Source organism: Sphingomonas sp. (genome assembly GCF_036388215.1).
In the GTDB taxonomy this organism is placed as follows: domain Bacteria; phylum Pseudomonadota; class Alphaproteobacteria; order Sphingomonadales; family Sphingomonadaceae; genus Sphingomonas.
Genome location: NZ_DASVSH010000031.1, coordinates 157,133 through 183,925, shown reverse-complemented (window position 1 = coordinate 183,925; position 26,793 = coordinate 157,133). Strand labels below are relative to the sequence as shown.

At 66.5% G+C, this 26,793-nt stretch carries 32 protein-coding genes and 1 tRNA gene; 18 read left to right on the top strand and 15 right to left on the bottom strand.

Annotated features, from left to right (window positions below):
- Positions 1-18: 18 nt before the first annotated feature.
- On the top strand, positions 19-408 hold the full coding sequence (locus tag VF617_RS13415; RefSeq protein WP_331015392.1) for a hypothetical protein: 390 nt from the start codon (positions 19-21) through the stop codon (positions 406-408).
- Here the strand turns inward: VF617_RS13415 and gspD are convergent.
- From gspD to gspG, 5 genes are read right to left on the bottom strand one after another with little or no spacing between them, the layout of a single operon-like run.
- Entirely contained in the window at positions 405-2,423 is a 2,019-nt protein-coding gene (gene gspD, locus VF617_RS13410) for a type II secretion system secretin GspD (RefSeq protein WP_331015391.1), read from the bottom strand. The two genes, VF617_RS13415 and gspD, sit on opposite strands and share 4 nt — an antisense overlap.
- Positions 2,424-2,434: 11 nt before the next feature.
- Positions 2,435-3,244 (bottom strand): type II secretion system protein N, encoded by an 810-nt coding sequence (locus VF617_RS13405; RefSeq protein WP_331015390.1) that lies wholly within the window; start codon positions 3,242-3,244, stop codon positions 2,435-2,437.
- A complete protein-coding gene (gene gspI, locus VF617_RS13400; RefSeq protein WP_331015389.1) occupies positions 3,241-3,567 on the bottom strand; it encodes a type II secretion system minor pseudopilin GspI in 327 nt (108 codons plus the stop codon). Before gspI ends, VF617_RS13405 begins: the two co-directional genes overlap by 4 nt.
- A 17-nt stretch (positions 3,568-3,584) precedes the next feature.
- A complete protein-coding gene (locus VF617_RS13395) occupies positions 3,585-4,049 on the bottom strand; it encodes a prepilin-type N-terminal cleavage/methylation domain-containing protein (protein WP_331015388.1) in 465 nt (154 codons plus the stop codon).
- A gap of 4 nt (positions 4,050-4,053) precedes the next feature.
- Positions 4,054-4,512, bottom strand: a complete 459-nt coding sequence (gene gspG, locus VF617_RS13390; RefSeq protein WP_331015387.1) for a type II secretion system major pseudopilin GspG — start codon at positions 4,510-4,512, stop codon at positions 4,054-4,056.
- A 45-nt stretch (positions 4,513-4,557) separates the two neighbouring features.
- On the opposite strand from gspG, the gene gspL reads away from it, so the two are divergent.
- The 8 genes from gspL (at position 4,558) to VF617_RS13350 (ending at position 12,183) form a co-directional block, all read left to right on the top strand.
- Entirely contained in the window at positions 4,558-5,649 is a 1,092-nt protein-coding gene (gene gspL / locus VF617_RS13385) for a type II secretion system protein GspL (protein WP_331015386.1), read from the top strand.
- Entirely contained in the window at positions 5,646-6,140 is a 495-nt protein-coding gene (gene gspM, locus VF617_RS13380; protein ID WP_331015385.1) for a type II secretion system protein GspM, read from the top strand. Before gspL ends, gspM begins: the two co-directional genes overlap by 4 nt.
- Positions 6,137-7,624 carry a type II secretion system ATPase GspE gene (gene gspE / locus VF617_RS13375; RefSeq protein ID WP_331015384.1) on the top strand — a complete coding sequence of 496 codons (1,488 nt, stop codon included), beginning with the start codon at positions 6,137-6,139 and terminating at the stop codon, positions 7,622-7,624. Before gspM ends, gspE begins: the two co-directional genes overlap by 4 nt.
- A complete protein-coding gene (locus VF617_RS13370) occupies positions 7,624-8,838 on the top strand; it encodes a type II secretion system F family protein (RefSeq protein WP_331015383.1) in 1,215 nt (404 codons plus the stop codon). The genes gspE and VF617_RS13370 overlap by 1 nt, the downstream gene beginning before the upstream one ends.
- 37 nt (positions 8,839-8,875) lie before the next feature.
- Positions 8,876-9,439, top strand: coding sequence for a CvpA family protein (locus tag VF617_RS13365; protein ID WP_331015382.1), 564 nt, complete (start codon positions 8,876-8,878; stop codon positions 9,437-9,439).
- A 34-nt stretch (positions 9,440-9,473) separates the two neighbouring features.
- Positions 9,474-9,893 (top strand): iron-sulfur cluster assembly scaffold protein, encoded by a 420-nt coding sequence (locus tag VF617_RS13360; RefSeq protein WP_331015381.1) that lies wholly within the window; start codon positions 9,474-9,476, stop codon positions 9,891-9,893.
- The gene (locus tag VF617_RS13355; protein WP_331015380.1) at positions 9,893-11,689 is read left to right on the top strand and encodes a cation:proton antiporter; all 1,797 of its coding nucleotides are present in this window, start codon (positions 9,893-9,895) and stop codon (positions 11,687-11,689) included. Before VF617_RS13360 ends, VF617_RS13355 begins: the two co-directional genes overlap by 1 nt.
- A gap of 146 nt (positions 11,690-11,835) precedes the next feature.
- Positions 11,836-12,183, top strand: a complete 348-nt coding sequence (locus tag VF617_RS13350; protein WP_331015379.1) for a DUF423 domain-containing protein — start codon at positions 11,836-11,838, stop codon at positions 12,181-12,183.
- A gap of 187 nt (positions 12,184-12,370) precedes the next feature.
- On the opposite strand, the gene VF617_RS13345 is transcribed toward VF617_RS13350, so the two are convergent.
- The 5 genes from VF617_RS13345 to VF617_RS13325 all read right to left on the bottom strand — a co-directional run bounded on the left by VF617_RS13345 (position 12,371) and on the right by VF617_RS13325 (position 17,268).
- Positions 12,371-13,216: a TonB family protein gene (locus tag VF617_RS13345; RefSeq protein WP_331015378.1), complete on the bottom strand. Its 846-nt coding sequence runs from the start codon at positions 13,214-13,216 to the stop codon at positions 12,371-12,373.
- Between the two features lie 72 nt (positions 13,217-13,288).
- Positions 13,289-15,154 (bottom strand): M1 family metallopeptidase, encoded by a 1,866-nt coding sequence (locus VF617_RS13340; protein WP_331015377.1) that lies wholly within the window; start codon positions 15,152-15,154, stop codon positions 13,289-13,291.
- A gap of 82 nt (positions 15,155-15,236) precedes the next feature.
- The gene (locus VF617_RS13335) at positions 15,237-15,584 is read right to left on the bottom strand and encodes a hypothetical protein (RefSeq protein WP_331015376.1); all 348 of its coding nucleotides are present in this window, start codon (positions 15,582-15,584) and stop codon (positions 15,237-15,239) included.
- Between the two features lie 23 nt (positions 15,585-15,607).
- Positions 15,608-16,732 (bottom strand): 3-dehydroquinate synthase, encoded by a 1,125-nt coding sequence (gene aroB, locus VF617_RS13330; RefSeq protein ID WP_331015375.1) that lies wholly within the window; start codon positions 16,730-16,732, stop codon positions 15,608-15,610.
- Entirely contained in the window at positions 16,729-17,268 is a 540-nt protein-coding gene (locus VF617_RS13325) for a shikimate kinase (protein WP_331015374.1), read from the bottom strand. The genes aroB and VF617_RS13325 overlap by 4 nt, the downstream gene beginning before the upstream one ends.
- Before the next feature lie 229 nt (positions 17,269-17,497).
- Between VF617_RS13325 and VF617_RS13320 the strand changes: the two genes are divergently transcribed.
- Genes VF617_RS13320 through VF617_RS13310 form a run of 3 tightly spaced genes read left to right on the top strand, consistent with a single transcriptional unit; the run spans position 17,498 to position 21,149 of the window.
- On the top strand, positions 17,498-19,246 hold the full coding sequence (locus tag VF617_RS13320) for a hypothetical protein (RefSeq protein ID WP_331015373.1): 1,749 nt from the start codon (positions 17,498-17,500) through the stop codon (positions 19,244-19,246).
- Positions 19,243-20,190, top strand: a complete 948-nt coding sequence (locus VF617_RS13315; RefSeq protein ID WP_331015372.1) for a tyrosine-type recombinase/integrase — start codon at positions 19,243-19,245, stop codon at positions 20,188-20,190. Before VF617_RS13320 ends, VF617_RS13315 begins: the two co-directional genes overlap by 4 nt.
- Before the next feature lie 11 nt (positions 20,191-20,201).
- Positions 20,202-21,149: an acetyl-CoA carboxylase carboxyltransferase subunit alpha gene (locus tag VF617_RS13310; protein ID WP_331015371.1), complete on the top strand. Its 948-nt coding sequence runs from the start codon at positions 20,202-20,204 to the stop codon at positions 21,147-21,149.
- A 4-nt stretch (positions 21,150-21,153) separates the two neighbouring features.
- Here VF617_RS13310 and VF617_RS13305 read toward each other — a convergent pair whose 3' ends face one another.
- The 3 genes from VF617_RS13305 to VF617_RS13295 all read right to left on the bottom strand — a co-directional run bounded on the left by VF617_RS13305 (position 21,154) and on the right by VF617_RS13295 (position 21,880).
- The gene (locus VF617_RS13305) at positions 21,154-21,318 is read right to left on the bottom strand and encodes a Flp family type IVb pilin (RefSeq protein WP_331015543.1); all 165 of its coding nucleotides are present in this window, start codon (positions 21,316-21,318) and stop codon (positions 21,154-21,156) included.
- Positions 21,319-21,399: 81 nt separating this feature from the next.
- Positions 21,400-21,567 carry a Flp family type IVb pilin gene (locus tag VF617_RS13300; RefSeq protein WP_331015370.1) on the bottom strand — a complete coding sequence of 56 codons (168 nt, stop codon included), beginning with the start codon at positions 21,565-21,567 and terminating at the stop codon, positions 21,400-21,402.
- Between the two features lie 124 nt (positions 21,568-21,691).
- Positions 21,692-21,880, bottom strand: coding sequence for a Flp family type IVb pilin (locus tag VF617_RS13295; protein ID WP_331015369.1), 189 nt, complete (start codon positions 21,878-21,880; stop codon positions 21,692-21,694).
- A gap of 51 nt (positions 21,881-21,931) precedes the next feature.
- Between VF617_RS13295 and VF617_RS13290 the strand changes: the two genes are divergently transcribed.
- Positions 21,932-22,345 (top strand): (deoxy)nucleoside triphosphate pyrophosphohydrolase, encoded by a 414-nt coding sequence (locus VF617_RS13290; protein ID WP_414714058.1) that lies wholly within the window; start codon positions 21,932-21,934, stop codon positions 22,343-22,345.
- Here VF617_RS13290 and VF617_RS13285 read toward each other — a convergent pair.
- A complete protein-coding gene (locus VF617_RS13285; protein ID WP_331015368.1) occupies positions 22,317-23,156 on the bottom strand; it encodes a methyltransferase domain-containing protein in 840 nt (279 codons plus the stop codon). The two genes, VF617_RS13290 and VF617_RS13285, sit on opposite strands and share 29 nt — an antisense overlap.
- A gap of 44 nt (positions 23,157-23,200) precedes the next feature.
- Between VF617_RS13285 and VF617_RS13280 the strand changes: the two genes are divergently transcribed.
- From VF617_RS13280 to VF617_RS13260, 5 genes are all read left to right on the top strand, one after another.
- Positions 23,201-23,929: a ComF family protein gene (locus tag VF617_RS13280; RefSeq protein WP_331015367.1), complete on the top strand. Its 729-nt coding sequence runs from the start codon at positions 23,201-23,203 to the stop codon at positions 23,927-23,929.
- Positions 23,930-23,963: 34 nt separating this feature from the next.
- Positions 23,964-24,221, top strand: coding sequence for a glutaredoxin 3 (grxC, locus tag VF617_RS13275; RefSeq protein WP_331015366.1), 258 nt, complete (start codon positions 23,964-23,966; stop codon positions 24,219-24,221).
- The gene (locus VF617_RS13270; protein WP_331015365.1) at positions 24,218-25,042 is read left to right on the top strand and encodes a carbon-nitrogen hydrolase family protein; all 825 of its coding nucleotides are present in this window, start codon (positions 24,218-24,220) and stop codon (positions 25,040-25,042) included. Before grxC ends, VF617_RS13270 begins: the two co-directional genes overlap by 4 nt.
- Positions 25,039-25,467, top strand: a complete 429-nt coding sequence (locus VF617_RS13265) for a DUF1178 family protein (RefSeq protein WP_331015364.1) — start codon at positions 25,039-25,041, stop codon at positions 25,465-25,467. Before VF617_RS13270 ends, VF617_RS13265 begins: the two co-directional genes overlap by 4 nt.
- A 34-nt stretch (positions 25,468-25,501) precedes the next feature.
- Positions 25,502-25,578: transfer RNA gene (locus VF617_RS13260), tRNA-Arg, on the top strand.
- A gap of 13 nt (positions 25,579-25,591) precedes the next feature.
- Here VF617_RS13260 and VF617_RS13255 read toward each other — a convergent pair.
- The gene (locus VF617_RS13255) at positions 25,592-26,752 is read right to left on the bottom strand and encodes a serine hydrolase domain-containing protein (RefSeq protein ID WP_331015363.1); all 1,161 of its coding nucleotides are present in this window, start codon (positions 26,750-26,752) and stop codon (positions 25,592-25,594) included.
- Positions 26,753-26,793: the final 41 nt, after the last annotated feature.

Here is a 26,793-nt window from a genome sequence, read left to right as displayed (position 1 = left end):
CGCTTTGAAGCGATCGCGATGGCCGCAGCCGGCGCAGGGGCGGTGCTCATCCCGCTCGCGTTGCTGATGCCCGGGGAGGTGGCAAAATCCCCGCAGGCCCAACCGGCGCCGGCTCCGATCAGGGCGGGCAATCAACTTGCGCTTGCCGCCGTTTACGAGCGGCCCTTGTTCGGCGCCGCGAGCCAGGCCGAGAGTGAAGTTGCCCCTGTAGACGCACCTTCGCTGGTGGGCATCGTCGGCCGTCTCGGCGGCGACGCAGTCGCGCTTGTGCGAACCTCAGAAGGCACAACCCGGACTCTGCGCATCGGCGAAAGCATCGACGGCTGGAGCCTCGCCAGCCTCGCGATCGACGCGGCATTCTTCACGCGCGGGACGGAGCGCGTCCGCGTGCCGCTGCCCGCCGGTTAGTAGATCCCGTCGATCTCCACCGTGAGCCGGGGCGTGGGCGGGGCGAGCAACAGGCTGTTGCGCCGGCCGTTGGCGATTTCATCGGAACGAAGCCGGGCATAGCGATCCTTGGCTGCTGCTGCGGCATCCGCCCCGTCGCGCAGGATCGTCGGCTTGAGAAAGATGAACAGCGTGCGCTTTTGGCGGGTTTCGCGGCGGCTCTTGAAGAGTTCACCCACGATGGGAATGTCGCCGAGAATGGGCACTTGTTGACGAACATCCTGGTAATCGTCGCTGATCAGCCCGCCGAGCACGATCGTCTCGCCATTGTCGGCCAGCACGGTGGTGTTGATCGCGCGGCGATTGGTGATCAGGTCCGATGCGCCGGACACGGCGGCCGAGGCGATCGATGAGGCCTCCTGATTGACCTGGAGCCGGATCGTGTCACCGGCGTTGACACGGGGCAGGATGCGCAGTGTGATGCCCACGTCCTTGCGCTCGATCGTCGTATAGGGCCGCACATTGCTCGAGTCCGTCAGCACCGATCCGGTGACGAAGGGCACGTTCTGCCCCACGACGATTTCGCCGACCACATTGTCGAGCGTTGTGATCTGCGGAGTCGAGAGCAGGTTGGCCTTGGTCGAGACGCCCAACGCCTGGACCAGGATCGAGAAATCGTCGCCGATCGCGATATTTCCGGTCAGCCCATTGCCGAGCAATGCGCCCGCGGGCACGCCGAGGGCGCTGAGTATGCCGCCCAGCGACGGCCCCGCCTGATTGAACGAAGTCGCCGCACCCTCGATGCGATCGAGCACGGTGCCGCTGGTGCCAAGCTGGATGCCAAGCGCTTCGGCATCGTCGCCGGTGATCTCGGCAATCGCCGCCTCGATCAGCACCTGGGGACGGCGCACATCGAGATCGGTGATCAGCGACTCGATCGAGGCGATCGCCTGGGGTGTTCCGCGCACCACCACTGCGTTCAGCTCCGGAGCAGGCTGGACGGTTAGCTCAGGCGTTACGAAACCCTGGGGTGTCTCGGCCGGTTGCAAACTCATTTGCGGGGTCGCCGGTGGGGTCCCGGGGCTTGTCGCTGCGGCGCCATTGGGAAGGCCGGACATGCCTTGCGCGGCATTTTGCCGCGTGAAGGGATTGGCGCCCTGCTGCGAAAGGCTGCGCGCGATCGGGTTGTCGGCGGTTTCGCCCTGGCCGAGGATGCCGCGCAGCACTTCGGTCACCGATTCGGCGTCGGCATAATTCAGGCGAAACATCCGCGTGATCGGAGTCGCCCCGCCGGGCGTATCGAGCGACAGCGCCATCTTGCGCGCTTCCGCGACGGCGGCTGGAGTGCCCCGCACGATCACCGTGTTGCTGCGCGCATCGGCGGCAACGCGCGCGCCGCCTTCGCCGAGCACCGCGGTCAGCGATTGCGCGACATCGGGCGCGTTGCCGTTGCGCAGGACGATCGTCGCGAAAGTCGCGCCGCTGCCGCCGTCCAGTTGCCGCGCGATCGCTTCTACGCGCCGGACATTGTCGGCATAATCGGTGATCACCACTGCATTGGGGCTGGTGAGCGGCTCAACACTGCCGAAGGTCGCTACCAGCGGGCGCACCACCCGCGCCACGTCGGCGGCGGGCACGTTCTGGAGGCGCACCATCCGCGTCACCAGCGATTGCCCGGCCGACCCGCGGCTGGGCACCCCGCCGTCGCGCACTGCATTGGCGGCGGGCACAATCCGCCATGCCCGGCCCGACCGCACCGCCGCGAAACCATTGGCGCGCAGCACCGACTGAAACAGCTCCCATACCCCTGCGGGCGAAAGCGGAGTCGCCGACGTCACTGTCACCACGCCCTTGACCGCGGGATCGAGGATCAGCGTGCGCCCGGTAATCCTCGAGATCTGATCCGCGACATCGGCGATCTCCACGCCGCGCATATTGACCACCACATCGGCGGGAGCGGCGTCCTGCGCCGCGGCCACGCCTTGGAGCGTGGTGGCGGCGAGCGCGAGTGCGGCAAGGGCGGTGCGAATCTTCACGGGAATGCCTTCTAGCGCAACGAGACGGTGAGCGTGATACGCTTCCCGTCGCGAAGAATCTGAACCTGGGCGGAGCCGCTGGCCTGAGCTGCGGCGAAGGCGCCGGTGGCGGCGCTGGTGTCGCTCAGCGGCGTTCCGTTGACCGATTGGATCACGTCGCCCGCGACCATGCCCGGCGGGCCGTTATCGCCGATCCGGTATCCGCCGGATACCGGCGTCGCGTCCAGCCGCTGGAGCACGCCCGACTGGCTGACCGGAGGCGCGGCCGGCGGGGGCGGAGCGGCCCCCTGCGCGGGAGCGACCCCCGGGACCAGCGCGGGCGCAGGCGTGCCTTTCGCGGCGGCGGCCGCGCGATCCGCCTGGGAAAGCGTCGGATCGGGGAAGGCAAGGAATTCGCTGCGCCCCGCATTAGACAGGACCACGCGGTCGCGCAGGATCGCGGTGATCGTGGCGCCCCCCGCCGTCTCGCCTATACGAAAGGGGGCCGCCGGCGCGCCGCTGACCGAAATATAGGCGACCGAAAGATCGGCAGGCCTTGCGGCGAACACGCCCTTGAGTTCGAGCGGCAGGCTGGTGGCCGTGCCCGCATCGTTCACCGCCACCTTGCCGAACGGTGCAAGCGCCAGCGCGACGGCGATATCGGGCGCCACGGAGGGTCCAGTGCGCCCCGACGGAACGGTGACCGCCCCGGTTCCGGCATGGCCGCCGATCCGCCAGGTCAGCCCGGCAAGCGCGATGGCTACCGAAATGACGACGAGCCCCGTCGCCAGATCGAGCCCGGTGCGCGCCTGGCGCGGCGTGAGGGAAAAGCCGGCGATCATCGTTTACGTCCGTCCACGAAGCCGTCGAGCGATGCAAGGGGCGTGGACTCGTTTGCCGCCGTCACCGCGATCCGCACGCGCTCGATTTCAGGATCGTCGGTGCGCTGGCGTACCGTCGCGACCGTCCAGGCTTGCCCCATCATCTCGACTCGGTCCGTGCTTGGAAGGCCCGCCTCGAGTTCGGCCAGCTGATTTTCCGCCACCCACATCGCGGCGGTGCGCTGCTCCAGCCCCCGCGCCGAATCGATATGCGATTCGACTGCGCGCATCAGCCCCACAGTCGCAATGGCGAGCACCGCAAGCGCAACCAGCGCTTCGATCAAGGAGAAACCTTCCTCGTTCATGCCGCCGGCGACGCCACGGCCCGTGCGGTGAGCCCGTCGAATGTGACCAGCCATCGCTGCTCGCCGCTTTCGACCGTGGCCGACATCAGCCTCCCGGCGCCGTCGACGCCAAGCACCACCGGTGGCCTGACGCTCAGCGTCACGACCATGCCGGAGGGAAGGCGGTGAAAGCCTAGTGCATCGTCGGTGCGCGGCGTTTGTGCGCCGCCCGGTGTCAGGGTAGCAAAGCCATATCCATGCTTCTCGGCGGTGAAGGCGATCAGCCGGTCTCCCAGCATCGCTTCGTCGGCTGCTGCCTGGAGACGGCTTGCCAGCCGACGCGCCTCGGTCTCGACGCTGGGCGCGCGCGTGACGCTGCCGATGCCAAGCGTCACTGCGCCCGCGGCTACCCCGAGGATGACAAGCACGATCAGAATCTCGATCAGCGTGAAACCATCGTCATCGCGCTCGCCGGGGCGCATGGAATCAGCCCTTGCCGTCGATATCTGCATCGATCCCTTCGCCCCCGGGCTTGCCGTCCTTGCCCAGCGAGCGAATCGTGAAGACACTACCGTCGGAATCATAGGCATAGGGCTTGCCCCAGCCATCTTCCGCGGGGGCGGAGAGATAGCCTCCCTGCGTCCAGCTCGCGGGCACCGGCGGCGCTGTTGGGCGCTCGACCAGCGCCTTCAGGCCCTGTTCGGTGGTGGGATATGCCCCATTGTCCAGCCGATACATCTTGAGCGCGCCCTGAATCGTCGAGATATTTGTCTTTGTGGCGGTGACCTTGGCCTCGTCGGGCCGACCCATCACGTTGACTGCAACCAAAGCAGACAAAATCGCGACGATGATCAGCACGATCATCACTTCGAGCAGAGTGAAACCGCTCTCGCCATTGGGTACTTCGCGGCGCGAACGCCAAACGCTGTCATTGATTTGTTTCAAAACTATGCGCATCCCCGCCTCATGCGTCCCGCCCATGAAGCAAATGTGACAGCCGGTCCGAGTGCGATGGGCACGCCGGACCTCCAAGCGCCGCTCGCCGCCGGGGTGTGGACGCTGGCGGGCGATCGGCTGATCATAAACGAGCGCGGCGGTCCCGCAACCATTCTCGTTCCGACCGAGCAGGTTAGGTTGCTCGCCGTGGAATTGCCGCTGGCGAACCGCGCCAAGCGGCTGGGGGCGCTGCCCTTCGCGATCGAGGATATGATCGCCGAGCCGGTGGAGAGCGTGCATCTGGCGTTGGGCGAGGAGATTTCGCCCAAGCGCTACTTGGTCGGGGTCGTGCGCCATGACATCATGGCTCGGTGGACCGAGATCGCCGAGGAGGCGGGCCTGGGCCATGCGGCGATGGTGCCCGACGCTCTGGCGCTGCCACGCCCGAGCGAGGGCGCATGGGCAGTGGAGCTTGCGGGCGACCGCGCAGTCGTGCGCGCCGGTGACGGCACAGGCTTTGCGCTTCCCGCCAGCCTGCTCCAGTCGGCCTGGCAGTCGGCCGGCAATCCCCCCGCCACCGCTTATGGCGCGCCGCTGCCCGACGAGATGATGGCGGGGCAGGGCGTTTCCACTGGCGCGGCCCTCTCCGCGCCCGCACTCGATTTGCGTCAGGGCATTTACGCCCATCGCCGAGCCCACACCAATGTCTGGCGTCGCCTGGCCTGGATCGCCGCGCTGGGCGCGGCCGCGCATGTCGTGATCGCCACCGCCGATACGCTGATGCTGCGCGCGATCGCGGATCGCCGCGCTGCCGAGACGCGCGCCCTGGTCGCCACTGCCGCGCCGGGCGCCACGATCGGGCCGGATCTTGTGGGCGGCGTCACCAATCTTTTGCCGGCCGGTTCGACTGCCCCCGAGATATTCCTGCCGCTCCTCACGCGCGTGTCGGGCGCGCTCGGCCCCTTGGCCGGGGCGGTGACCGTGCGCACGATGACCTTTCAAGCGAACACGCTGACGATGGACGTGGAGGGCAACGAGCCGGGACTGGGCGCACGCATCGACGCCGCGCTCAAGGCATCGCGCGTTCCGGCGACGGTCACCAATGCCGCGGACGGCTCGGTCCGCATCACGGCGAGCGGCGCATGAGGATTATCCTGACCCGCCTGCCGGCGCTCGATGCCGCATTGATCCGCTTCGATGCCTGGTGGGGCGGGCTTTCGCGGCGCGAGCGCATCCTGATCGCGACGATGAGCACGTTGCTCGCGGCCGTGGTGCTGGTCTTCGGCGTGATCAAGCCGCTCCAGTCCGCCCGCGCCGCCGCGATTTCCGATATCCGCACCTATGAGACGCTCAACGCCCGCATCCTTGCGGCGGGCACGCTGACCCGCGCGGCGCCCCGGCGGCAGGGCGCGCCGGTGAAGATTGCCGGGGATGCGGCTGTTGCGCTGAGGCTGGCCGTGACACCCGAGGGAATCCCCGGCGGTGCGCGCGTGACCGTTGCCGACGCCAATTATGACACGCTGATCGCCTGGCTCGCGGATTTAGCGGCAACGAGCGATCTGCGTGCGCGCCGCATATCGATCCAGCGGCGTCCCCAGCCGGGACGTGTATCGGCGGTGGTGGAATTCGCGGGATGAACGAAACGCTGATCCTGATCGCGGATAGCCCCCCGACGACCTTGCCTTACAGCTTCGCGCGCAAGAACGGCGTGCTGCTGCGTATGGGGGCGGGCGGGCTCGAATGCGTTCACCGGGAGGGGATCGCCCTGGATGCGATGCTGGAAGTCCAGCGGATCGCGCCCGGCGCGGCGTTCGTGCCCGTCGCCGACCCGGTCTTCGATGCAGCCTTGAGCGCGGCTTATGGCGGCGTTGGCGCGGCGGCGGATATCGACATGGGCGATATGGACCTGGCCGCGCTTGCGGACAGCGTTGCGGCGATCGACGATCTGCTCGACACCCGCGACGACGCACCAGTGATCCGCCTGATCAATGCATTGCTGCTCGAAGCGGTCAAGGAAGGCGCGTCCGACGTGCATATCGAGACGCAGGAAAAGCGCCTCGTCGTGCGCTTCCGCATCGATGGCGTACTGCGCGACCGGATCGAGCCCCCGCGCGCACTCGCGCCGTTGCTGGTCAGCCGCATCAAGGTGATGGCGAAGCTCGACATCGCCGAGCGCAGGGTGCCGCAGGATGGACGCGTGACGCTGCGGATCGGCGGGCATGATGTCGATGCGCGCGTCTCTACCATCCCCACCCAGCATGGCGAACGGGTGGTGATGCGCCTCCTCGAAAAGGGATCGCTCCGTCTAGATCTTGAAGCGCTGGGCATGAGCGAACGCGACCGCGGCGTGTTCAACCGGCTGCTCGAAAAGCCCCACGGGATGCTGCTGGTCACTGGCCCCACCGGATCGGGCAAGACGACTACGCTCTATGCGGCGCTCAACACGCTCAATGACCGCAAACGCAATATCATGACGGTCGAAGATCCAATCGAATATGAACTGGCCGGGATCGGCCAGACCCAAGTCAATCCGCGCACCGACCTGACCTTTGCGCGCGGACTTCGCGCGATCCTCCGCCAGGATCCGGATGTGATCATGGTCGGAGAGATTCGCGATCAGGAGACCGCGCAGGTGGCGGTCCGCTCGTCGATGACCGGGCATTTCGTGCTCTCGACGCTGCACACGAACAGCGCGGTCGGCTCCGTGACGCGACTGATCGACATGGGTGTGGAGCGCTATCTGCTTGCTCCGATGGTCGTAGGCCTCGCGGCGCAGCGGCTGGTTCGCAGGCTGTGTCCGGTGTGCCGGCGCGAGGATGCGGCAAACGATGCCGACGCGCTGCTGCTGGGCGGCGCGATCGCGGCGGGCGAGACGGTGTGGCGGGCACAGGGCTGCGCGGAGTGCCATAATGAGGGCTATCGCGGCCGTGCGGGGCTCTATGAAGTCGTTGCTGTCGATGACGCCTTCCAGAAGCTCATCCATGATGGTGCTTCGGAAGCCGAGCTGGAAACCACCGCGCGCCGGGACAATCCAAGCCTCCTGGACGACGGTATTTCCAAACTCCGCTCGGGCCTGACGACGGTCGATGAAGTCGCCCGCGTGGTTCGCGACGAGGCCTGATGCCCGCTTATTCCTATCGCGCCGCCGACCGCACAGGGGTGGCGAAGAAGGGCGTGATCGAGGCATCCTCGCCTGCCGCCGCCCGCGCTTTGCTGCGCGAGCAGGCGTTGTTGCCACTGTCCGTCGAAGCAGCGGGGGAGCGCAAAGGCCTATCTCTCGCAAGCTTCCGCCGCGGCTCCCTATCGCCAAAGGCGCTCGCCACGATCACGCGCCAGATCGCGACGCTGGTCGGCTCGGACATTTCGATCGAGGAATCGCTCCGCCTCGTCGCTGCCCAATCCGAGCAGCCGCGCGTCAGCGCGCTGCTGGTGGAAGTGCGCGGCGCGATCCTCGATGGGCGCAGCTTCGCCGCGGCGCTGGCCGCGCACCCGAAGGCTTTCCCTGAATTCTACCGGGCCTCGGTCGCGGCGGGCGAGGCATCGGGCAAGCTGCCGGATGTGCTTAATCACTTGGCCGAATTCGTCGAAAACCGGCAGGCGAACGGACAGAAGCTCCAGCTCGCCTTGCTCTATCCGGCGCTGCTCGCGATCGTCTCTTTCGGCATGATGGCGATGCTGATGGTCTATGTGGTCCCCGACATCGTCCGCGTCTTCGTCTCGCGCGGAGCGGATCTGCCGCTGCTCACCCGGATGCTCATCGCGATAAGCTGGTTCGTCCAGAAATTCGGGCTCTATGCCCTGTTCCTGCTCGCGGTGCTGGCGCTTCTCGCGGCCCGCTGGGCGAGGGTGCCGGCTAACCGACTGCGGCTGGACCGCTTCTTCTCCGAGCGCCGCCCATTCCGGCGCTTCAGCCGTCAGCTGAGCGCGGCGCGCTTCGCCGGCAGCCTTGCTACCCTTGTCGGCAGTGCGGTGCCCCTGGTCGAGGCCCTCCACGCCGCCGCCGCGGTCACGCCCAATCGCTGGGTGCGGGAAAAGGCACTGGGCGTCGCCGCGCGCGTGCGCGAGGGCAGCAGCCTGCGTGGCGCGATGCAGGAAGCCGCCGTGTTCCCCACCATGCTGGTGGCGATCGTCGCTTCGGGCGAAAGTTCGGGCAAGCTGGCCCCGGCGCTGGCGCGCGCCGCGACCGAGCTGGAGCGCGAGCTCGACGCTTTGGTCTCGGCGCTGGTCGCGCTGGCCGAGCCTTTGGTGCTCTTGGTGATGGGCGGTCTAGTGCTGACAATGGTGCTGGCGATCCTGCTCCCGATCATCAATCTGAACAATCTGGTGACGCTCTAGCCGCACCGCTATAAGAGCCCCACGGGAGGAACTTCGCATGACATTGACTGGGCTCGACATCATTGTGCTGCTCGTCATCGGAGGAGCCGGCGTGCTCGGCTTCATGAGGGGATTCGTCACCGAAGTGCTGGCTCTGCTCGCCTGGGTGCTCGTCGTGCTCGCGATCAAGCTGTTCCATGCGCCGCTGGCAGAGGTGCTCGCGGGCATGGTCGGCACGACGCAGGGTGCTTCGGTGCTGGCGTTCGCGATCCTTGCCGGCGCCACCTATTTCGGCGGGCGGATGCTCGCCAATGCAATCGGCTCGCGGACTCGCGAAAGCTTCCTCGGTCCGATCGATCGCGCGCTGGGGCTCGGCTTCGGCGCGCTCAAGGGGCTCATCCTGGTCAGCATCGCCTTCCTGCTGCTGGTGCTCGTGCTCGACACGATGGGTGGTGGCCCGGCCAAGCGCCCCGAATGGATCAAGTCTTCGATGACCTATCCTTTGCTCAACGCGACCAGCGCGAGCATCGCCGACGTCGTCGATCGCCGCCGCAAGGGGCTGCCGGTGTTTGGAGATGAGAAGGCTGCGGGCAACGTCGCTATTGAGAATTCGTCCAACTAGCGCTTCGCAGCCCGCTCGCCTAAGTCCCGCCAGGATGAACGCGCCGCTCTACAATTTGGAAATCCTGCGCCTCGCCGCGACCGTGCCGTTCCAGGAGCGCTTGCCCGGGCCGATGGGCACCTCAGAGAGGCGCTCCCCGGTATGCGGCAGCCGCGTGACCGTTGATGTCGATCTCGACGATGCGGGCCGGGTGAAGGCGCTGGGCCTGCTGGTCAGGGCCTGCGCGCTGGGACAGGCTTCGGCGGGCATCCTCGCCGCGCATATCGTCGGGCGTTCCGTAGGCGAGATCGCGACTGCGCGCGATGAACTGACCGCGTGGCTGGCGGGGGAGGGGCCGGCGCCGGCATGGCCCGGGCTCGATATCTTCGCGCCCGCATTGCCGCACCGGGGGCGGCATCCCTCGATCCGACTCGCGTTCGAAGCAGCGGCCGATGCCGTTCAAGAGGCGCGCTGATGGAGCCGCACGGCGAAGTCTCGCTGATCCAGGACGCCGTGCCGCTGCTGGGCTTCGCGCTCGTCTTCGTGTTGATCTTCCGCAAGTTCGGGCTCGGCGCTACCTTGGGCTTCCTCGTCGCAGGCGCGATGGTCGGCCCACAGGTGCTCGGGCTGGTCGGGGGCGCCGAGAGCAAGATGGGCATCGCGGAGCTTGGCATCGCGTTGCTGCTGTTCCTCGTCGGGCTCGAGCTTTCACCGAGCCGGCTGTGGCGGATGCGCCGCGATATCTTTGGGCTCGGCCTGCTCCAGGTAGTGTTGTGCGGCGTGGCGGTTGCGGGGATCGTCTGGGCCGCGACGCAATCTACGCTTGCTGCGGCGCTGGCGCTGGGTCTGCCGCTCGCGCTTTCCTCGACTGCACAGGTGCTGCCGATGCTGCAATCGGCGGGACGGCTGCGCACCCCGTTCGGCGAGCGCGCCTTTGCCATCCTGCTTTTCCAGGACCTGTCGATTGTGCCGCTGATCACGATCATCGCGGCGATGTCGCGCAATCCCGCCGACCTGCACGGCCCGCCGGGCTGGCTGCTCGGGCTCTACACGCTGGGGGCGATCGTCGGCCTGATCCTCGCCGGGCGCTTCCTGCTCCAGCCGCTATTCCGCCTGATCGGCAATCTCGGCGAGCGCGAGATGTTCGTCTTCGCGGGGCTGTTCACCGTGATTGCGGCAGCGGCGCTGATGGAATGGCTCGGGCTTTCGGCGGCGCTCGGCGCGTTCATCGCGGGCGTCATGCTCGCGGATTCGCCCTATCGGCACGAGCTGGAGGCCGATGTCGAACCCTTCCGCACGATCCTGCTCGGCCTGTTCTTCCTCGCCGTCGGCATGAGCCTGGATCTGGGTGCGATCGCCGACCGGCCCTTCTTCGTCGCGGGTATGGCGATAGCGCTGATCGTCACCAAGATGGCGATCATCATGGGGCTGGCGTTGCTTTTCGGCATGAAGCGGCGCCCGGCGTTCGCGATGGGGCTGCTGCTCAGCCAGGGCGGGGAATTCGGCTTCGTCTTGTTCGCTCAGGCGCAGGCCGCATTCCTGGTAGAGGCCGAGGCAGCGAGCGTGTTCGGCGCCATCATCACGCTTTCGATGGCGACGACACCGTTCCTGATGATGCTCACCCGCAATCTCCGCGCCGAGCCGGAGCCGAGCGCTGAAGGCATGCAGAGTCCCCAGCACGATGGATCGAACGCGATCGTGGTGGGCTATGGCCGATTCGGCCAGACCGTGGCGCAGATGCTGATAGGGCAGGACATTCCGGTCACCCTGATCGACACCGATGTCGAGATGATCGAGACCGCGGGCAGCTTCGGCATGAAGGTCTATTATGGCGACGGCACCCGCACCGATCTGCTCCGCCAGGCCGGGGCGGCGGATGCGGAGCTGATCCTGTTCTGCCAGGATGGCGACGGGCTCGACACGGAGATTCTGGAAAGCATCCACCACGCTTTCCCAAACGCCAGCATCTTCGTGCGCGCCTATGACCGGCGCAGCGTGATGAAGATGAAGGGCGCGCCGGTGGCCGGCATCGTACGCGAAATGCTGGAAAGCGCCGTGCTGATGGCGCGCAAGGCGATGGAAGCGGTTGGCGTGGACCAGCAGGAAATCGACAGGACCGAGGCCGAGTACCGCAAGCGCGATTCGGCGCGGCTCAAGGTCCAGAAGGAAACCGGCGACTTGCGCGCGGGGATCGAGCGCATGTTCAGCCAGGATGCGCTGGCGAAAGCGGTGGCCAAGGCCGATGCCGAAGCGATGGCGCGGGACGGGTGAGACGCCGAGTATCCCGTTCCCCTCCCTCCAAGGGAGGGGCTAGGGGTGGGTGGCGTGCCCGCGTTACTGCGCCCACGGCTCCAAATTCGCCGTACAGCCCGGACGCAACCCGCCCCCCAACCCCTCCCTTTTAGGGAGGGGAGCAGATGAGGCTTCTCTTAATTCTCGCCGCCCTCTCCGGCGCGCTCGCAGTCGCCGCCGGCGCATTCGGCGCGCATGGCGTAGGGGGTCAAGCGGCGGAGTGGCTGCGGACGGGCGGGCAATATCAGCTGATCCATGCGGTCGCCGCGATGGTCGCGGTTCGGATGGAGGCGAAGGGGCCGGCCTGGCTTTTCGTTGTAGGCGCTGCGGTGTTTGCCGGCACGCTGTACGCGATGGCGCTGGGCGCGCCGCGTTGGCTGGGGGCGGTCACGCCGATCGGCGGCGCTGCGTTGATCGGCGGGTGGTTGTGGCTGGCGTTTGGGGCTGGGAGGAACCCCTCCCGCTCACCCTGAGCTTGTCGAAGGGTCTCTATCCCCTGGACGGATCGCTTGTGGATAGAGCCCTTCGACAAGCTCAGGGTAAGCGGAGTTGGGCGGTTTGGCTGTTCGTCGCCGGCGGCGCGACGCTGGTCGGGGGGGGCTGAGGCTGGCGCGGCGTGCACGATATGCCCAGCCCTGAGCCGATCGGCGAAGGCTCATGTTATTCATAAACGGGTGGCGCGAAGTTCCACGAGACCGCGCTGACGTAGAAGCTGCGGACCGGCGTGCCTTTCGCATCCAGCGCGGGAATGAAGCGGGCGCGGCGCATCAGCGCTTCGCATGTTGCATCGGCAAACTTGTCGGGGTCGGTTCGAAATAGCACGCGACAAGATGCGGGCTTGCCGTCTGGAGCGATGTCGAGTCTGTACTGGACCTGGCCATTATATCGCCGGTTTGCGGCGCCCCCCGGAAAGTCTTTGGGCAGTATCCAATTTCTGGAGCCGATTGGTACGACGTGGCGTGAGTAGTGCAACCAGGCTTCGGGATCATAGCCCCAGGACCTGATCAAGTCGAGTGTGCACGCACGCAGCGCGTCCATCGGCTTATCGAGCGGTCCCCAGACAAGCTGGAAGGGACGCTTCAGCCCGACATCGACAGTTACGCTGGACGCCGCCTGCTCCTCCTCTCGCGTGGCGTTGCGGGGACCTGGCCCCTGCCGCAGATTCAAGCCATTGAATATCAGCACGGGTTGCCCGGCGGCACGGCCGGACAGACCGGGCAGCTCGATCCGCGGTGCGGCGCCGAAGCGCAGCCTCGCATCGATCTGAGCCGTCGAAGTGAAAACTCGCTTGCCGGTTATGAGCAGATCGAAGCCTTGGACATGCGCGTAGCGTGTGAAGCGCGCGAGCAGCTGATCGTCGCCCGTGCCGAATTGCGCCTGGAGGTGGCAGGCATCCTGATCATAGTGGATCGCCCATTTGCCGACGCGATCAAGCACGACCGGCTCGCGATCATCCGTGATCGTTGCGGGCGAGGCCAGCATCAGGCTCAAAGCCGTGAAATACATGTCCTGCCCCCTCCGTTTCGGCGAAAGCTAACGCAACGGGGTTCAGCAGACCAGAAGCAATCTACTTTCAGATTACTTCGCGATAATCTTCTCCACCTGACCCGCAGTCACCGGATGATAGCTCGCCTTCGCCTTGGCGAAGAAGCGCGCCGCGATCGGCTTGCCCCAGTCGCCCTGCGCCACCAGCGCCTGATAGACCGGGCGGATCAGCAGCCCGCGGCCGACGCTGTTCACGAACGCTTCGATGCTCGGCAGCGCGGGCTCGTAGCGGTTGGCGATGGCGAGTTCGGCCCAGGCCGAGCGGACATAGGCGTTGGTCGATGCCGACAGCCCGAGGCCCTGGTCCAATTCCTTGAGCCGCGCCGGGGTTTGTTGGCGGGGGAGCCCATTCAGGAAGCGCATCCACTGCTGGGTGCTCCAGCCCGTCGTCTTGACCGCCGAGACGGAGCCGCCGGCCTTCACCGCCGCGAGCTGCGCGTCCACTTTGGCGAGGATGGCCGACTGCACATGCACCGCGTTCGCCGGAAGGCCAGGCTGATAGACCCAGCGATCGAGCTGTAGCCTCGCCTCCAGCGCCTTGTCGCCTCGGATAAGCCGCTGGCGGATATCCGCGAGGAAGCCGGCGCTGGTCTGCGGCTGGAAGGCATAGCGATCGAAATAGGAGCGCAGATAGGCATCGAAGCGCTTGCGCCCGACGGCGACCTCGATCGTGCGCAGCATCGTCGAGCCCTTGAAATAATCGAGCTGGCCCGCAGTCGCCCCGGGATCGCCATGCAGCCGCGTCGTCGGGCCGTTCTTGGCCTCCGTCAGGTCCTTTTGCAGCCCGTCCCAATCGAGATCGGCATAAAGCGCGGCGCGCGTCTTGCCATAGACCGCCTCCATGATGCGGTTCTCGAAATAGGTGGTGAAGCCCTCATTGAGCCAGGAGTCCGACCAGGTCGCATTGGTGACGAGATTGCCCGACCAGCTATGCGCCAGCTCGTGCGCGACGACATCGGTGTTCGATCGGTCGCCGGTGATGATCGTGGGCGTCAGGAAAGTGAGCGTGGGGTTCTCCATCCCGCCATAAGGGAAGCTCGGCGGCAGGACGAGCATGTCGTAGCGGCCCCAGCGATAGGGGCCGTACAGCGCCTGCGCCGCGTCGATCATCTTTTCGACATCGCCGACTTCATACGCGGCGGCATCGAGCATGCTGGGCTCGGTCCATACGCCGGATCGCTTGCCGGTCGCCTTGAAAGCAAGATCGCCGACTGCGAGTGCGATCAGATAGGGTGGCACCGGCCGGTTCATGCGGAATTCGTAGGCCCGGCCGCCATTGGCGCGCTGCATGCCCTTGTCGCCGCTCAGCCGGTCGCCGCTCATCACCGCGACCATATTGTCGGGCACTGTGAGGGTGGCCGACCAGGTCTGGCGGATGCCGGGCGAATCCTGCGTCGGAATCCAGCTGCGGTTGTTGATTGGCTGGCCCTGGCTGAAGAGATACGGCTTCACCTTCCCCGCGGTCAGCTCGGGCGGAAGCCATTGCAGCGCGCTCGCGCTGGGCTTGGTATTGTACGTGATGCGGATGCGCTTGGTGCCGGGATTCAGCTGGATCGTGAGCGCCGAGCCGAGTTCGGCATCGCGTGGTCCGATCTTGTACGGGAGATTGGGGCCGTTCAGCGCCGCGACGGTCTGGATATTCATATTGTCGACATCGAGGATAATTTCGCGCGCGCCCGGCGCTGTCAGGATATCGAGGATGGCGCTGCCCGAAAGCGTCTGGCTGGCGAAATTGACGCGAAGATCGAGCGCGACATGCGTGACGCGGGCGATCTCGGGCCGGGCATGCGTCCAGATGTCTTTCGCTTCGGGCGTGGTCAGGATCGGCGCGACCTGGGCGGTCTGGGCGGAAGCTGGCACGGCGATGAGGGCGCCAAGCGCCAAAGCAAGGATACGCATGGCCGCGTTGCTATGCCGATCCGCCATGAACAGCAACTGACGCATGCCCGGGAGCGCCCGACTCACATAACCGCAGACGCGGTCAGGATAGCTCGGAGGGAATGAGCCGGATGGATATGGGTTCATCGAGACTCCGGAATCCGCGCTCTGCCAGCAGCTGGTTGCTTTGTACCGCCCGGCGGCCGCTTGCTCCGTCGAGCGACCAGGTGATGTGATAGATACTGCCGTCGGGGCGATCCGTAGTTCCGCCGATCGCCACCGCGAGCGCCTGCAAGCCTTCGCCATCATCAACGTGACCCACGACTTCGCCGGCGGTTTCGGCGGGGAGCGGCGCATCGGTATGGGAGGCCAGCGTCACGTGATGCGCGATCACATCGGGCCAGATCGGCGGAAAGCGGATCAGCAGCGCGGCGCGATCGGCTTCATCCAACAGCCACCCGATGGTCCGTTTGGTCATGGGCGGTGAACGCAGGCGGCTCCGCGTGGTTGCGCGTCGAGAAAGGCGGCGACGTCGGCGAGGTCGACCGTCTTGTCGAGATACGTCTGGCCGATTCCGCGGGCGAGGAGGAAGGGCAGGGTGCCGCTCGCCATCTTCTTGTCGTGGAGCATGTGTTCGACGAGCCGTGTGCCGGATGCTGCGATGCCCGCCGCCTTCAGCCCATCGGGCAGTCCGACCGCGCGGATGTGTGCCGCGACGCGCTCGGCATCTTGGCCGGGGCACAGGCCCTTATGCGCCGAATAGGCGAAGGCGAGCGCCATCCCTGCCGCAACGCCCTCCCCATGAAGGAGCTTGTCCGAAAAGCCGGTCTCGGCCTCGAGCGCGTGACCGAAGGTGTGACCCAGATTGAGCAGCGCCCGCTTGCCGGTCGTCTCGCGCTCGTCCTCGCCGACGATTCGCGCCTTGGCGGCCACCGAATGCGCGATGGCGTATTCACGGGCGGCGGCGTCGCCCCGAAGCAGCGCCTCGGCATGGGCTTCGCACCATTCGAAAAAGGCGAAATCGTCGATAAGCCCGTATTTGACGACTTCGGCATAGCCCGCGCGGACTTGGCGCTGAGGGAGCGTATCGAGCAAGTCCGGATCGATCAGGACAAGGGCTGGTTGGTGGAACGCACCCACCAGATTCTTGCCCGCAGCCGAATTAATCGCGGTCTTGCCGCCCACCGACGAATCGACCTGGGAGAGCAGGGTGGTCGGGAATTGCACGAAGTTGCAGCCCCGCTTGAGGATGCTCGCCGCGAAACCCGTGAGATCGCCGATCACCCCCCCGCCGAACGCGATGATATGATCGCCGCGCTCGACCCCCTGTTCGAGCAGACAGTCGCAGACGGCCGCGAGCTGCGTCCAGCTCTTCGTCCCCTCGCCCGGGGGAAGAATCAGCGCCTCGCTCGCGATGCCCACGGCGTGGAGGCTGGCCTGGAGCACGGGCAAGTGCCCGCGCAGATTCTCGTCGGTGACGATGGGCATCGCGCGGCCATTCGCGAGGTGGCGAAGCGCAGGTCCGGCGCGCGCGAGCAGCCCTGCTTCGATCCACACTTCATAGCTGCGCGCGCCAAGCGCGACGGGAACGACTGTCACTGGCGTAGGGCTTTCAGGATGGCATCGACGGTGGCGTCGTGCGGCGCCGCTACGCTCTCCACCCGGATCGGCGCAAGCGCGTAAAATGGATTACGCAGGGTCGCGAGCTCGGCGAGCACCTTCGTGGCGTCGCGCCCGCGTAGCAGCGGACGTGTGTCGCGGCGGCGGACGCGGTCGGCGAGGACCTCGGGCTCGGCATCGAGCCATATGGTGATCGCCTGATCCAGGATCAGCGCGCGTGTGGCCTCGTTGATGAACGCGCCGCCGCCTGTCGCGATGACCTTTGGCGTGCCATCCACCAGCCTGGCGATGACCCGGCGCTCCCCATCGCGGAAATAGGGTTCGCCGAAGCGCTCGAATATATCCGCCACGGTCATCCCGGCCGCGGCCTCGATTTCGTGATCGGCATCGACGAAGGGCAGCCGCATGCGCTGCGCCAGGCGGCGGCCGACCGTGGTCTTGCCCGCCCCCATCAATCCGATCAGCACGATCGGCTTTCCGCTCCAGCGGTGTCCATGCTCGGGTGTTTGCAGCATCGTCCGGGGGGCTATACAGGCTGGGGGCTAGTCGGGCAAAAGGCCTGGCCATTCATTTTTTGCCACCATTTTTTGACAGGCCCCCTCATGTCGCGTTCGCTGATAGCGTTGATCGTCGTCCTTGTGCTTCTGGTGGGCGGCCTGTTCCTCCTCGCAGGGCGGAGCTCCGAGAGAGAGCCGACGCGAATGGAGAAGGTCGTTCCGCTTGATAACCTCGCCAAGTAAGCGCGTGCGGATCAAGCTGGCGGCGCTGCTGCTGGCGGGCATAGCGATGCCCGCTCTGGGCCAGGATACACCCGAATCGCTGCTGCCGCCGGGCTTCGACGAGCCCGCGACGCCCGCTCCGGCTCCCGCGGCCACGCGCGCGCCCGATCCGGCGCCCGGAAGTGACAGCGCTCCGGCGGCGCCCGGTCCGGTATCGAATACAAGCGAAGCGGATGAGCCGGAAAGTACTGCCCCGGTCGACTTGTCCCGCTATGAGCTCCCCGAATATGCGCGCCATTCGCTCGATCGCGTCGGCGTGCTCGCTGCGGGCAATGCGCCGTTTCCCGCGAAGAGCCTGGGCGCAGTGGACGGGCGCTACCTGCGCACGCTGCTCCACCGGCTAGACGCGCCGATCGCATCGCGCTGGGCCTCGATCGCGCTCCGCCGCGCGCTGATGTCGCCGCTGGATACGCCGAAGAACGTGAACGGGGCGGATTTCGCCGCCGACCGCGCCTGGCTGTTGCTCCACATGGGCGAGGCTAATGCCGCTCGCGCGGTGATCAACGATGTCGATGCCGATAATTATACGACCTGGCTGTATCAGGTCGCGATGCAATCGGCGCTGGCGAGCGGCGATCCGGCGGCGATGTGCGGCGTGGCCGACAAGGGCGCGCAGACGATAAGCCAGCGCGGCTGGGCGCTTGCACGCGCGATGTGCCGTGGCTTGGCGGGCAAGCCCGACGAAGCCGGACCACTGCTCAGCCAGGCCCGGCGCGGCACGAGCGCGAGCGATATCGACAATCTGCTTGCCGAAAAGGTGATGGGGGCAGGCGCGCAGGGCCGCCGCGCGGTGACGCTCGAATGGCAGGCGGTGCCGCAGCTCACTGCCTGGCGCTTCGGGCTGGCGACCGCGATGGGCGAGGCGGTGCCGCCCGAACTCTTCGCCACCGCCGGGCCGCAGGTTCGCTATTGGCAGGCGCTTTCGCCTTCGCTCCCTCCGCAGGCGCGCGCCGCCGCGGCTGAACTGGCCGCGAGCGCCGGCGTGTTCTCCAGCGCCGCGCTGATCGACCTCTATTCCGAAATCGCCCAGGACGAGGATGCGAGCGGCAGCACAGAGGCGGAGGTCGCACGCATCTTGCGCACCGCCTATACCGACGGAGACGTCGCCGATCGGGTGGGGGCGATCCGCAGCTTGTGGGAACAGGCGAAGACGCCGCGCACCGCTTATGCCCGCTCGATCCTCACGGCGCGCGCGGCCTCATGGATTCCGGCCGACGCCAAAGTCGAAGAGCCCGAAAAGCTGATCGCCTCGATGCTGAGCGCGGGAATGGAAACCGCCGCCGGGGAATGGCGCGACGTGGTCCGGCGCGGAAGCGAAGGCTGGGCGCTGCTAACGCTCGCCGAGGCCGGCGATGCCCGAGTCGCTTATGGAGATTTCGACACCTTTGGCGATGTAGCGGGCCGGCGAAAGGCGCAGATGATGCTGGCGGGCCTGGCCGGGCTCGGCCGCTTCGAGGCAGCGGACGCGCGGCGGGGCGCCATTGCGCTCGACGTGCCGATTGGCGCGGCCAATGCGTGGACGCGCGCGATCGACGGTGCCGGACAGCGCGGCGACGCGGCCATGGTGGCGCTGCTTGCCGCCGTGGGCATGCAATCGCGAAGCTGGGATTATGTGACCCCCGAAGCGCTTTTCCATATCGTTGCGGCGATGAAGGCCGCGGGGCTGGGCAATTATGCACGGATGATCGCCGTCGAGGCGATCAGCCGGGCTTGAGCGCTCCTTCTATTTTTTCGCCTGAAACCGGCGAGGGGAACGACCGCGCGCTGATCGAGCGCTTTCTCGAGATGATGCGGGCAGAGGCTGGTGCTGCCGGAAACACGATCGCCGCCTATGGCGCCGACCTGCGGCTCGCTTCCGAGGCCCTGGATGGCGGCCTGGGAGAAGCGGGGCGCGCGGAACTCGAAAAGCTGGGCGGCCAGTGGCAGCCGCTGGCGCGCGCCACGGTCGCGCGCAAATCGGCGGCGCTCAGACGCTTCTTCGCGTTCCTGGCGGACGAGGGGCTTCGCGGCGACGATCCTGCGGGCGCCCTGCCGCGGCCCGGCTCCGCGCGTTCGCTTCCCAAAATCTTGAGCGTAGAGGATGTCGATCGGCTGTTCGCGGCGATTGCCGAGCGCATTGCGCGCGTTCCCACCGATCCACGCGACCTGCGGTTGTCGGCTTTGGTCGAGCTGCTCTATGGATCGGGCCTGCGGGCGACCGAACTGGTTTCGCTGCCGCGGAACGCGGTGGCTCCCGACAGGCCCTATCTGATCATCCGCGGCAAGGGCGGGCGCGAGCGGCTGGTGCCGATATCGGATCGCGCGCGGGCGGCAGTGGGCACATGGCGCGAGCATGTCGCCAGCGATCGGGCGTGGCTGTTTCCCTCCGGCAAGGCGCATCTGTCGCGGGTGCGGCTGTACCAGATGATGCGCGGGCTGGCTGTGGAAGCGGGGATTCCGCCGGACCGCGTGAGCCCCCACGTGCTGCGCCACGCCTTCGCGACGCACTTGCTGGAGGGCGGCGCCGACCTGCGCGCACTGCAATCGATGCTGGGCCATGCCGACATCGCGACCACCGAAATCTATACCCATGTCGACAGCAAGCGGCTAGTCGATCTCGTCAACGAGCGGCATCCCTTAGGTCAGGCGCTCGTTGACGCGGGCGGGCGGCGGGACTAGCCCGCGCAGCAATGACCACGTTCCTCGACTTCGAAAAGCCGATCGCCGAGCTTCAGACCCGGATCGACGAGCTTCGCCAGACCGCCGAGGGCGGAGAAGTGAATATCGACGCCGAGATCGGCCCGCTCCAGGCGAAATCGGACAAGCTGCTGAGGGATACCTATGCGCGGCTCACGCCGTGGCAGAAGACGCAGGTGGCGAGGCATCCCGAACGCCCGCATTTCAAGCATTATGTCGCAGGGCTTATCGATGATTTCATGCCGCTCGGCGGCGACCGGGCATTCGCCGATGATTCGGCGATCATCGGCGGGCTGGGGCGCTTTCGCGGCCGGCGTGTGATGGTGATCGGCCATGAGAAGGGCGACGATACCGCGAGCCGGCTCAAGCATAATTTCGGGATGGGCAAGCCGGAAGGCTATCGCAAGGCGATCCGGCTGATGCAGCTAGCCGACAAGTTCGGGCTGCCGGTCATCACGCTGGTGGACACGTCGGGCGCGTTCCCGGGCGTGCAGGCCGAAGAGCGCGGCCAGGCCGAAGCGATCGCGCGCTCGACCGAGCAGTGCCTCAATCTCGGCGTCCCGCTGGTCGCGGCGATATTGGGAGAAGGGGGATCGGGCGGCGCCGTGGCGCTGGCGGCGGGCAATACCGTCTTGATGATGGAGCATGCGGTCTATTCGGTGATTTCGCCCGAAGGCTGCGCTTCGATCCTGTGGCGCACCGCAGACAAGGCGGCAGACGCCGCGGAAGCGATGAAGGTCACCGCGCAACACCTAAAGGAGCTGGGGGTGATCGATGCGATCGTGACCGAGCCGCTGGGCGGGGCGCACAGGGAGCCGGGCGCCGCCATTGGCGCGCTAGGCGATGCGATTGCGCGGGCGCTCGACGATATGCAGGGCCTCTCGCCCGAGAGCCTGCGCCAGGCGCGCCGCGCAAAATTCCTCGCAATAGGCCGAGGCTAGACCGTCAGCTAGCCTTCATGTTGCTCGAGACGTTGCCGAACGTCTTTTTGAGATTGTTGCCCAGGCCCTGCATCGCGGCAATCGCCGCGACGGCAATCAGCGCGGCGATCAGCCCGTATTCGATTGCGGTGGCGGCGCGCGTGTCACGCAGCAGCATTAAGATCTTCATAAGCATGTTGTGGATCCCTCTACGAAAAAGGGCGGCGAAACGCAGGTCCCGCCGCCCTTGATCGGTCGACTATTCGAAAGCTTACGAAGCCTTCATGTTCGACGAGACGTTGCCGAAGGTCTTGTTGAGCTGATTGCCCAGACCCTGCATCGCTGCGATGGCGGCGACGGCGATGAGCGCGGCGATCAGGCCGTACTCGATTGCGGTGGCGCCCTTGGAATTCTTGATGAAGTTGCGAATCTTCTGCATTACCGGTCTCCAACGTTTGTCGTATTGCTTTATTCACCCGACCGCGTCGGATAATCCGGAGCGGCACTGTTGAAGTTAGACCCCGGAAGTAAATAAACGGCTAAAGCGCGACGTTACGAAAGCGTTACGTATTGCTGGCGCTTTGGACCTTGTTGCTGACGTTGTTCCACATGCCGCTCGTGGTGCTGGCCAGCGCAGACACACCGGTGATGATGGCGAGCACGACCAAGGCGAGGATCAGGCCGTATTCGACTGCGGTGGCCGCCTTGCGGTCCCCGATCAATTTGCCCAACAGTTGCGCCGCGGCTCGCATCGCCGGAATCTCCCTTCGCTAACCCATGTTTAAACGGAGAGGCTTAATCAGGTGTTGAAGGACGTGTCCGCCTTGTTGCTGGTTGTCGCCGCAGCGCTGATCCACCGCGACGGCCGCGTGCTGGTCCAGCAGCGCCCTCTGGGTAAGCCTATGGCGGGGCTGTGGGAATTCCCCGGGGGCAAGGTCGAGCCCGGCGAATTTCCAGAAGCAGCTTTGGCGCGCGAATTGGCCGAGGAACTTGGAATCGGCCTCGATACTTCCCGGCTCGTGCCACTTACCTTCGCGAGCGAAGCGCTGGACGGGCGGCATCTGGTGCTCCTGCTCTATACGCTCCGCGAATGGAGCGGCATTCCTGAACCGCGCCACGCGACGGCTTTGCGCTGGGCGAAGCCGGCCGAACTCCGCTTGCTGGAGATGCCGCCCGCCGACTTGCCCTTTATTCCGATCCTTGACGCTTTGCTCTGAGCGCATCGGCCAGCGAGGCCGTGGCGCTGCCACGCCTGGCCGGCTTGGGCTGCGACGCATCGGGCGCCCAGCCGGTGAGGTAGATGATCTCGAACCGCTCGGGAGTGCGGCTATCGGGATCAGCACGATCGGCGAATTCCCGCGCGGCGCTGGCGAGCGTGGCGCGCCCTAGCGGCTGAGGGTCGGGGAGCAAATTGGTCGCGGCCATCCCGCGCAGGTCACGGAACAGGCTGAAGATGCTCGCGTAACGCACATGCAGCGTCTCTACATCGGACACCGGCAGCGCGAAGCCGGCGCGCGTCAGCAGATCGCCGGCCGCGCGCACATCGATCTGGGGGTGGAAGCGCGCTGCGGGGCGCTCACTTTCTGCGGCGGAGAAGCAGGCTCGGAGCGTTGCCAGCGTCCCTGCGCCGAGGAAGGCGCCCAGGAACAGTCCGTCGGGGCGGAGCGCGCGCCGCGCAAGCGCCAATGCGCCGGGGACGTCGTTGACCGAATCGAGCACGCCCGCCGAAACCACCAGGTCGAAGCTGGCATCGGGGAAGCGCGGCATGTCTTCCTCTCCCTGAATCCCGCCCGCAGCGGCGGCGAAGGCCTGGCCTGCGTCCAGCCGCGTGATCGTCGCGCCGGGCAGATCGAAACCGCCCCCGAAGCTGCCCAGATCGAGCACGTCGCGAAACTGGCGCGTGACGCCCTGAAGCCGCTCGTGCAGCGCTTCGATCATGTGCTCGCGCACGAAGCCCTCATATCGGCTTGCGGCACGGTCACGCCGTTTCCTGCGCAGCGCGCGGTCAAAGATTTCGGACTCGCCCATTTCGCGGCGCTTGTGCAGCGCGCCGCGGCGGGGGACAAGAGCGCGTGCTGCTGACTCCGCTCGCCCGGCTTGCCGATCTCGCGCTGCCCCCGCGCTGCCCGGGATGTGGCGAAATCACGCAGGAAGACCACCGCTTTTGCGTGCGTTGCTGGGGCAGCCTGCGCTTCCTGGGGCCGCCCTGGTGCGCGCTTTGTCATTTGCCCTTCGATTATGACCGGGGCGAGGATGCGGCCTGCGCCGAATGCCTGGCCGATCCCCCGCCGCATTCGGGAGTGCGCGCGGCGGTAGCTTATGGCGATATAGCCAGAGCCGTGGCGCTCAAGCTCAAATATCCGGGCCGGCTGGCGTGCGGCGAGACGATGGCGCGGGCAATGATGCGGCTGATGCCCGATACGGCGGACCTGCTGGTGCCGGTGCCGCTGCACCGCTGGCGGATCTGGTCGCGCGGGTTCAACCAGGCGGCTCTGATCGCCGCGGCGCTTTCAAAGGCCAGTGGCGTTCCCGCCGATATGGAAGTGTTGCGCCGAGTGAAGGCGACGCCGGTGTTGCGGGGGCTGGGGCCCAAAGGGAGGGCGAAGGCAGTGTCGGGCGCTTTCGCGCTGGCGCCGGGGGCGAGCGAGTTGCTGAGGGGAAAGACGGTGGTCTTGATCGATGACGTGCATACCAGCGGCGCGACTGCGGCGGCCTGCACGCGCGCCTTGAAGCGGGGCGGGGCGGCGAAAGTGATCCTTCTGTGCTGGGCGCGCGTTCTGGGAACCGAGGCGCTGGATTGACAAGCCCGCGGCCACGCCACAATTCGAGGATCACATGGCGAATATCGAAATCTACACCAAGGCTTTCTGCCCCTATTGCTCGCGCGCGAAGGCGCTGCTGGACAGCAAGCACGCCCACTATGAGGAATTCGACATCACGATGGGCGGACCGAAGCGCCAGGAGATGATCCAGCGCGCCGGGGGTCGCACCACCGTGCCCCAGATATTCATCGGCGGGGACCATATTGGCGGATCCGACGATCTCGCGGCGCTCGAACGCCAGGGTGAGCTGGATTCCCTGCTCGCCACATGACGCGAGCCGCGCTGCTTCAGATGACGAGCGGCATCGACCCTGCCGCCAATGCCCGCATTTTGACCAGTGGCGTGGAGGGGGCGGCATCGGGGGGTGCGACGATGCTGTTTACACCCGAAATGTCCGGGCTGCTCGATCGCGATCGCGACCGGGCGGCAGGATCGCTGGCGCGCGAGGAAGACGATCGCGTGCTCGCCGCCGTGCGCGAAGCGGCCGTCAAACATGGCATCTGGGTGCATCTGGGCAGCCTTGCGATCCTGCGCGACGACGGAAAGCTGGCCAATCGCGGGTTCGTGATCGACGATAACGGAGCGATCCGGGCGAGCTACGACAAAATGCACCTGTTCGATGTCGATCTGCCGACCGGCGAAAGCTGGCGTGAATCGAACAGCTATGCACCGGGCGAGCGCGCGGTGACGGTAAAGACTCCGCTGGGAGTGCTGGGCCTGGCGATCTGCTACGACCTGCGCTTCCCCGACCTGTTCCGCGCGCTCAGCGACGCGGGCGCCACATTGCTCGCGGTCCCCGCCGCCTTCACCCGGCCCACCGGCGCGGCGCATTGGCACGTGCTGATGCGCGCCCGGGCGATCGAGGCGGCGGCGTTCGTGATCGCGGCGGCGCAGACCGGCGTGCATGAGGATGGCCGCGCGACCTATGGCCATTCGCTTGTGACCGATCCCTGGGGGGAGCTGTTGCTCGACATGGGCGAGGCGGCGGGGCTGGGCTTTGCTGACATCGATCCCGCGCGGGTCGAGCATGCGCGCAGCCGGGTGCCCGTGATCCAGCATCGCCGCCCGATTCCGACGGTGGAGGCGCTGTGATCGTTTTCGATCTAAAATGCGGAAGCGGCCATGTGTTCGAAGCATGGTTCGGCTCGAGCAGCGCATTTAACGAGCAGCGCGACGGCGGCCTGGTCGCATGCCCGATCTGCGGCGATGGCGAAGTCGAGAAGGCGATGATGGCGCCCAATATCGGCGCAAAGGGCAATCAGGGACCAGGCGTCCCTCCCGCGGCGATGAAGGCGGCGATGGCGGCGCTGGCGGCGGCGCAATCCAAGGCACTCGAAAACTCGACCTGGGTGGGCACTGCCTTTGCCGACAAGGCGCGCTCGATGCATCTGGGCGAAGCGCCGGCTGCGCAGATTCATGGCCAAGCGACTGCCGACGAAGCAAGGGCGCTGGCGGAGGAAGGCGTGCCCGTTGCACCGCTGCCCCTCCCGATCGTGCCGCCCGAGACCTGCAATTGACCGTGGGACCCCCGCCGATTACCAGCGGCGCGGCGGCCCGGTAGCTCAGCAGGATAGAGCAAGCGATTCCTAATCGAGAGGTCGGAGGTTCGAATCCTCTCCGGGCCACCAGAAATCCAGATGCTCAGTCGAACGGGCGCGCCTGCGCCTCTTCGGTCAGGCTGAAGGCGGAGCGGGTTCCAGGCGTGGCGGGCACGTCGGTCGAGAAATAGGCGACGCCGCTGCCATTCTTGCGATCGATCCACAGCCCCGATTTAAGGCCATATGCCTCCCCTGCATGGCCGAACCGGCGCATGCCGTCGCCAAAGGGGTCGTCGCGGCAGCCGGGAGCAGAATTGGCCAGGAACGCGACGGCGAGGCCATAGCTGCAATGGAAGCCGTTATCGATGTCGCCGTTTTTCCCATTGTAGGCCCATAAGGGCGTCTCGAGCACCGTGATCGAGCGACGGCTGAGAATTCGCGTTCCGTCCAGCGTCCCCCAGTTGAGCAGCATCCGACCAATCCGGCCAAGTCCGCGCGCGGAGATGCGCAGACCGCCCTGCGGCGAAAAGGTCGCGCCGTTCCGGCCGGCGCGCCAGATCGACAAGTCGCAGCCGCCGTCGGCTGCCGGAGTGACGGGGCAGGGGGGAAGCGCGCCCTTGTGATCATCCTTGGTCGGCTGGCGCGCGCGATAGATCACGACGGCACGCTTCTTTGTCGCATCGGAACAGCTCGCCCAATTATAGCAGGCGTCGAGCTTGAGCGGCCTCAGGACCAGGCGGTCCATCAATCTGTCGAAGCGCTCGCCGGTGACTCGCTCCATTACCGATGCCACCACCGGCGTGTTGAAGTTGGTGTAGTGAAACCAGGTGCCGGGCGCATGCGTCGCATCCCATGCCCCGGGCTTTTCGAGGATTGCGCGCATGTCCGCATCGAGCGGCAGGACATAATCGATATTGTCGGTGAGGCTCGACTGGTGCGAGAGCAGCAAGCGGAGCGTGATCGGCGTGCCAGGAAAGGCGGGATTGCGCAGCTTCCAGCCGAGATAGCTGGAAACGTCGGTGTCGAGATCGAGCTTTCCCAGCTCGACCAGCCGGAGCACACCGATCGCGACGACGAGCTTGGAAATCGATGCGACGCGAACGGGATCGTCGACGCCGATTGGGCGATTGGCCGCGATATCGGCGAGGCCCTTCGCGCGGATCGAGGTTTCTCCCTTGACATCGAATGCGACGCGGACCTGGGCGACGGGCGGCGCGGCGGCGGTTTGCGGGGCGACCGCGAGGAGCATTGTAGCGAGCAACATGCCACAGCATGACGCGGGCTTTCCCTTTGCGCAAACTGCGA

Coding starts and splice junctions, on each gene's coding strand:
- VF617_RS13295 (WP_331015369.1), bottom strand. CDS start 21,880: ATGCGAGCCGCGGCGCAACTGTTGGGCAAATTGATCGGGGACCGCAAG.
- VF617_RS13360 (WP_331015381.1), top strand. CDS start 9,474: ATGAACGCGCCGCTCTACAATTTGGAAATCCTGCGCCTCGCCGCGACC.
- VF617_RS13285 (WP_331015368.1), bottom strand. CDS start 23,156: ATGGGCGAGTCCGAAATCTTTGACCGCGCGCTGCGCAGGAAACGGCGT.
- gspE (WP_331015384.1), top strand. CDS start 6,137: ATGAACGAAACGCTGATCCTGATCGCGGATAGCCCCCCGACGACCTTG.
- VF617_RS13395 (WP_331015388.1), bottom strand. CDS start 4,049: ATGCGCCCCGGCGAGCGCGATGACGATGGTTTCACGCTGATCGAGATT.
- VF617_RS13370 (WP_331015383.1), top strand. CDS start 7,624: ATGCCCGCTTATTCCTATCGCGCCGCCGACCGCACAGGGGTGGCGAAG.
- VF617_RS13310 (WP_331015371.1), top strand. CDS start 20,202: ATGACCACGTTCCTCGACTTCGAAAAGCCGATCGCCGAGCTTCAGACC.
- VF617_RS13305 (WP_331015543.1), bottom strand. CDS start 21,318: ATGAAGATCTTAATGCTGCTGCGTGACACGCGCGCCGCCACCGCAATC.
- VF617_RS13365 (WP_331015382.1), top strand. CDS start 8,876: ATGACATTGACTGGGCTCGACATCATTGTGCTGCTCGTCATCGGAGGA.
- VF617_RS13325 (WP_331015374.1), bottom strand. CDS start 17,268: ATGCTGCAAACACCCGAGCATGGACACCGCTGGAGCGGAAAGCCGATC.
- VF617_RS13350 (WP_331015379.1), top strand. CDS start 11,836: ATGAGGCTTCTCTTAATTCTCGCCGCCCTCTCCGGCGCGCTCGCAGTC.
- VF617_RS13355 (WP_331015380.1), top strand. CDS start 9,893: ATGGAGCCGCACGGCGAAGTCTCGCTGATCCAGGACGCCGTGCCGCTG.
- grxC (WP_331015366.1), top strand. CDS start 23,964: ATGGCGAATATCGAAATCTACACCAAGGCTTTCTGCCCCTATTGCTCG.
- VF617_RS13340 (WP_331015377.1), bottom strand. CDS start 15,154: ATGCGTATCCTTGCTTTGGCGCTTGGCGCCCTCATCGCCGTGCCAGCT.
- VF617_RS13405 (WP_331015390.1), bottom strand. CDS start 3,244: ATGATCGCCGGCTTTTCCCTCACGCCGCGCCAGGCGCGCACCGGGCTC.
- gspM (WP_331015385.1), top strand. CDS start 5,646: ATGAGGATTATCCTGACCCGCCTGCCGGCGCTCGATGCCGCATTGATC.
- VF617_RS13270 (WP_331015365.1), top strand. CDS start 24,218: ATGACGCGAGCCGCGCTGCTTCAGATGACGAGCGGCATCGACCCTGCC.
- VF617_RS13300 (WP_331015370.1), bottom strand. CDS start 21,567: ATGCAGAAGATTCGCAACTTCATCAAGAATTCCAAGGGCGCCACCGCA.
- VF617_RS13345 (WP_331015378.1), bottom strand. CDS start 13,216: ATGTATTTCACGGCTTTGAGCCTGATGCTGGCCTCGCCCGCAACGATC.
- VF617_RS13415 (WP_331015392.1), top strand. CDS start 19: ATGGCCGCAGCCGGCGCAGGGGCGGTGCTCATCCCGCTCGCGTTGCTG.
- VF617_RS13255 (WP_331015363.1), bottom strand. CDS start 26,752: ATGTTGCTCGCTACAATGCTCCTCGCGGTCGCCCCGCAAACCGCCGCC.